Consider the following 4840-nt stretch of genomic DNA (forward strand, 5'->3'; position numbering starts at 1 on the left):
CGACCAGGAGGATCCGGCATACAAACTCCTGCGTATGGCGCTCAGGGGAGAAGGAATCGATTGCTGGGATCCCGGATCCATGAAAGTCGGCCGGAACCTCGGGGCCCAGCTCCGAGCAGCAATCGAGGAGTGTTCCGTCTGCGTTTTCCTGGCAACTCAGAACTCCGTGAAATCGAACTGGTGTCTGGCGGAGCTCGGTGCGTTCTGGGGCGCCCGGAAGCCGGTGATCGTATATCTCGCTGACACAGCAGTATCCGTGTCCTTCCGGTAAGCGTGCGTAGAGCCAATTTACTCGGCGATTGCGACCAGGAGTGCGGCGACGCGAGGCTAGACGCCGTCCTCGCCACCAACAAATGCGAGGCCATTGGCGGCGGCCATCAGTTGCGGCGGGACGAGGCGCCGCGGATAGTCGGCCACCCGGCTTGGACCAACTGCTGACTCGGATCGCGCGGCTCAGGCCGCCAAGTCGACGTCAGACTGAGCGATCGCCGCCTCGGCTGCCGCAACGGCCGCCTGATAGTTCCAGGGCATCCAATCCTGGGGGCTGCGCCGCACCTCTTCGGGATGCTTCAGAAGCTCGGTGAGATAGTCGAACGGATCGACTCCCTCCAGCTCGGCGGTGTAGATCAGGCTCATGAATCTGTCGGCGACGCGGGCGCCCTTCTCGGTCTTGTAGAACAGCGCGTTCTTGCGGTGGAGGACGGCTTTCTTCAGCGCTCGTTCGCAGATATTGTTGTCCAGCGGTGCGCCAGGCTTGCGCAGAAATAACGTCAGTTTGTCCCATCGCTTGAGCATGTAGGAGAAGGCGCCCCCCAACGACGAGTTCGGTTCGACGTTCCTTTCCTCCAGTTGCTCATTCATCCAGCTCTTCAGATCCGTCATGACTTTGGCGGAGTGATCTTGATGGAAACGAAGCCGCTCCTCGGGCGACATCTCCTCTTTGCGGGCGGTGGCATCGTTGCGGTAGACGCGGCACAAGGACTTGAGCACGTGTAGGCATTCTTGAGGGAAGTTGTCGGCCACCTCCACGAACTTCCTGCGACCATGGGCCATGCAATTGGCCTTGATCAGGAGGTCCGCGAAATCCTTTGGCACATTGCGCGACAACCCGTCGCACATATGCATCGGTCTCTCGAGCTCCTTCGCCCTGTGCCGGAGCACGTCCCCGAGGTTTTCCCCGGCGTGCTGGCGCCCGGTGAAGAACACTGCGATCTTGTGGTCGTCGCAGCTCGCGACGATAGCCGAGGTGAAGATCCCCGTACGCTCTTTCGATCCCGCCTGTTCGATCTGTTGGTTCTCTTTGAGCAGCTGAAGGATCTTTATCGAGGTATCGTCGTTGTAGAAGATATCCCACTGCGCTGCTTGCCGGATGAGCTCTTCGCAGGCTATCTTGAGGATGATGGCAGCCTTTCTGATGATGTCCCACTGAGTCGAGGTTGGAAGAGGAATCTTGAAGCTCTTCATCAGCCTCGCGAGTCGGTTGAAGGGCAGCCCAGTGCCGTACTTCAAGAGCCCGATCATGCTCGCCGACGTCTCGTCGTACTTCTTCTCCCCGACCTCCTCCGGAGCCTTGGCCCGGAACACCTTAAGGCAGAGATTGCAGCGTAGTCCTTCGAGCTCGTAAACCTCCGCTTGAATAGGTGCCTGGCCTCTGACGCGCACCAGCTTGACTGGATTGATCAGGGGGTAGACCTTGGCGCTGGTGGTCTCGCACTCCGGGCACGAGTCGCCAGGTTTGAGCGATTCATGAGGCACCTGGGTCTTCCCCGCGCCCTCATAGGCGTCAGCGCCGTTACGACCGTGTCCCTTCGGCTTCTTTTTCTTCTTCTCCGGCTTCTCACCGCTCCTCTCTTCGTCGTTGCCTTGCGGCGACTCTGTGGCACCCGCCCCTTTGAGCACCTCGCTCGTCTTCTCGGTCTTCTTCGTGTTAATGGACAGGGCCTTGCGTAAACGCGCGACTCTCGCGCCCTTCTTTTCCAGCTCGGCTTCCAGCCAGACGAGGGTCTCGACACTCGCTTTGAGCTTCTCGTAGTCCCCCGCCTCAAGCAACGGCTTGACACGCTCGAGGATCGCCATCAGCTCGGCGGTATCCAACTCCATGTGCCCGGGCTTGCGACGACTCATGAGACCGCCCCGAGCAGTTGGCGAAAATCTTTCCTCAGCGGATAGCCCAACACTTCCTTCTTCGGCTGCGTGGCCTGGCTCGTCCGCGCGTTATGACCGCGTCCGGTTGTCTGACCCAAAGCGATCCAGTTGGCCGCCAAGTAGCACGTGCCTCGGAAACGTGCCGGATCCACGAAGGTCTCCATGTAGTAGATCGGGTGGCCGTAGGCTCGCTCCCAGTCTGCGCAGAGACCACGCGCCATGCGACCGAGAAGGTGCGACGCCAGATGCGGCACCTCCACCCAGGGAAGGATCAGGAAGCGGGTGTTGTAGGCCACATAGCGGATGTTGCGACGACGGGCCTGGCCCGACCAACCGATGAAGCGGTCACGGGGACCCAAATGGCGCGCAGCGGAGCTCCATGCCATGCACGCCACCGGACGATCCGACGCCACGATCAGGTACTTCAGGTGCTCGCCCACCGGCCGCGTGTAGCCGAGGTAGTGATGCTCCTCGATCAGCCCATCGTAAAGCGCTTCTTCCTTCCTCCGCCGGACCTGGAAGATCTCCAGCGGCCTGATCTGCTTCAGACTCGTGCGCCAGGGCGCGCGGTCGATCGAGACCCTCTCAGGTCGGCGCCGTATCACCACATTGTTCAACGGAGTTTGGCGTACCGGTGGCAGATCGATGAGGCAGATCCGGTGCAACTTCAGCATCAGGCCGCGGCAGACCATGTCCCGCAGCTCACCGTTGGCCTGGCGCCAGTCCCAGGCTTCGCACAGCATCTTCGAGAGTGCTCGTCGGCTCGCGCCACGGTTTCGGGCGATCAGATGGGCGATGAACCGGATGTCGCCGGCCGTAATCTCGCGACCTCGATACTTCATTATCACCTTCACGGTGAAAACACCCTACAAGAAGAAACCGTGGAACACAAGGCCCCTAGAGAAATATTCTGCCTTTACGAGTCAGCGGCATGAAGGCGACGCCACGGCGGCGCCGCGCCCGCCGCCTCGAAATCGCCAGCCGAGAGCAATACCTGCAGCTCGTGGGCTTCCAACGCTCGCAGTTTCCGACCGCTCGGCCAGCAACGGAACCGCCCTGTGGAGAGGCGCTTGTAGCAGAGCCAGAACCCCTGACCGTCGTAGACCAGAATCTTCACCGCTGTGGCCTTGCGGTTACGGAACACGAACAAGCAGCCGGAGAATGGGTCGTGCTCGAGCTCGTCGCGGGCGAGCTTGGCCAGGCCATCAATGCCCTTGCGGAAGTCCGCTGGCTCGACCGCGACCAGCACGCGCATCTGCGGGGCCACCTGGATCATCGCGTCGTACTCCACATGGCCTGGGCCAACGTCTGGCAATGCGCCGCTGCCGACCCTCTCAACTCGACCCGCAGCCGAGCCCCCTGAGCGTCCTTCATCTCGAGGACGCACTCCGGTGCAGACGCGAACAGCGGAATCTCGAGGAACTCTCGCCCAGTAGCTGGCTCCGACTCCGAAACTTCCGGGGTCGACTCCATGCGCTTCTTCAGCTTGTAGTAGTCAAGGCTCAGTGTCTGGGCCGCCCTCGAGACACCGAGCTCTCCAGCGGCCTCGACCGCCGCTCGCCACAACGTCTCTGGAATGCGGGTGCCTCGTTTCCGACTCTGGCGCCAGCGCTCGAACTGGCTCTCAACGTCACTCAGGATGTCGCGGGTAGGGCGGGGCGATCCTTGCTTCATCGGCTGTCCTCCGTCGGTGGATGGTTAGAGACCACCAACGGTAGCGGCAGCCTCAGCGGCGGTCACGCACGCTTACCGGAAGGACACCATCGATCCGCCATCGACCCCAGAGCCGAAGGTCACCCGTAGCGACGTCGAGCGAAGCCGTCCCCGCGGTCGCCGGGTCGTCGCCTGATCTTCGCCATCGGCCAGGCCGTCAGGCTTGGCTTTCTTGGGGCGCGAGCTCGGGGATGGTGCTCAGGAGCGAGCGCACGACCGGAATCGAGAGGCTATTGGCCACCAGGCGCCAGGCGTTCCCCCGTGGCAGATCCGGGGGTAGGCGGTAGCTGGCAGGAAAGCCGAGCAGCCTCAGGATCTCGGCGGGCGAGAACCGGCGAATTCCGCAGCCGGCGGCGAGGTAGGAGCCGCTGCGGACCACCGAACGGCCATAAGCCGAGGTGAAACAGCTGGTCACCGCGGCAGGATCGCCGGCGTCCACGACGTCGAGCGCGCCGCGATAGCGCTCGCTCAGGCCGGGCTCGACGTCGAGCGCCGGAGCGGGAACCGGATCCAGATAACGGCGAAGCTCCGCGCCGGCCGGCTCCGGCGGTGGTAGAGGCAGCAGCCGACCGCGGGCCGCGATCAGATAATACCTTTGCCGCCGATTGGGAACGCCAAAGTCCGTCGGGCACAGGGTGTGCTCGGCGACGCTGCCGTAGCCGGCGCGCTCGAGAGTCGAGAGCAACCGGTGGTGGCCGCGCGACCCTTCGAAGCCGGGGACGTTCTCGAAGCCGACGTAGGTGGGGCGTACCTCGGCGATGCGCTCCAATACGGCGAGCAGAGTCTCGGCCCTCGGGTCGTCGAGGTCGCGCTTCAGCCCGCGCCGGGTGAACGGCTGGCAGGGCGGCGACAGCCACCACAGATCGGCGTTCCAGCGCCGCAGCCGGTCGATCGGCACCGATTCGACCAGGGCGCTGACCGTGGGGTGGGGAAGGTTGTGGCGATAGACCGTAAGGGCGACCTGGTTGACGTCGATCGCCGC

Annotated in this window: 6 protein-coding genes; 1 reads left to right on the forward strand and 5 read right to left on the reverse strand. The window is 63.1% G+C overall.

Annotated features, from left to right (window positions below):
• A partial coding sequence (locus tag GY769_04145) for a toll/interleukin-1 receptor domain-containing protein (protein ID MCP4201105.1) occupies positions 1 to 271 on the forward strand: 271 nt, incomplete at its 5' end.
• Positions 272 to 453: 182 nt separating this feature from the next.
• Here GY769_04145 and GY769_04150 read toward each other — a convergent pair.
• From GY769_04150 to GY769_04170, 5 genes are all read right to left on the reverse strand, one after another.
• A complete protein-coding gene (locus tag GY769_04150; GenBank protein MCP4201106.1) occupies positions 454 to 2100 on the reverse strand; it encodes an IS66 family transposase in 1647 nt (548 codons plus the stop codon).
• Between the two features lie 20 nt (positions 2101 to 2120).
• A complete protein-coding gene (locus GY769_04155; GenBank protein ID MCP4201107.1) occupies positions 2121 to 2987 on the reverse strand; it encodes a DUF4338 domain-containing protein in 867 nt (288 codons plus the stop codon).
• Positions 2988 to 3061: 74 nt separating this feature from the next.
• The gene (gene tnpB, locus GY769_04160) at positions 3062 to 3421 is read right to left on the reverse strand and encodes an IS66 family insertion sequence element accessory protein TnpB (protein MCP4201108.1); all 360 of its coding nucleotides are present in this window, start codon (positions 3419 to 3421) and stop codon (positions 3062 to 3064) included.
• On the reverse strand, positions 3418 to 3786 hold the full coding sequence (locus tag GY769_04165) for a hypothetical protein (GenBank protein MCP4201109.1): 369 nt from the start codon (positions 3784 to 3786) through the stop codon (positions 3418 to 3420). Before GY769_04165 ends, tnpB begins: the two co-directional genes overlap by 4 nt.
• Before the next feature lie 229 nt (positions 3787 to 4015).
• A partial coding sequence (locus tag GY769_04170) for a DNA methyltransferase (protein ID MCP4201110.1) occupies positions 4016 to 4840 on the reverse strand: 825 nt, incomplete at its 5' end.

Source organism: bacterium (assembly GCA_024224155.1).
Taxonomy (GTDB): Bacteria; Acidobacteriota; Thermoanaerobaculia; order Multivoradales; family JAHEKO01; genus CALZIK01.

Coding starts and splice junctions, on each gene's coding strand:
- GY769_04150 (MCP4201106.1), bottom strand. CDS start 2,100: ATGGAGTTGGATACCGCCGAGCTGATGGCGATCCTCGAGCGTGTCAAG.
- GY769_04155 (MCP4201107.1), bottom strand. CDS start 2,987: ATGAAGTATCGAGGTCGCGAGATTACGGCCGGCGACATCCGGTTCATC.
- tnpB (MCP4201108.1), bottom strand. CDS start 3,421: ATGATCCAGGTGGCCCCGCAGATGCGCGTGCTGGTCGCGGTCGAGCCA.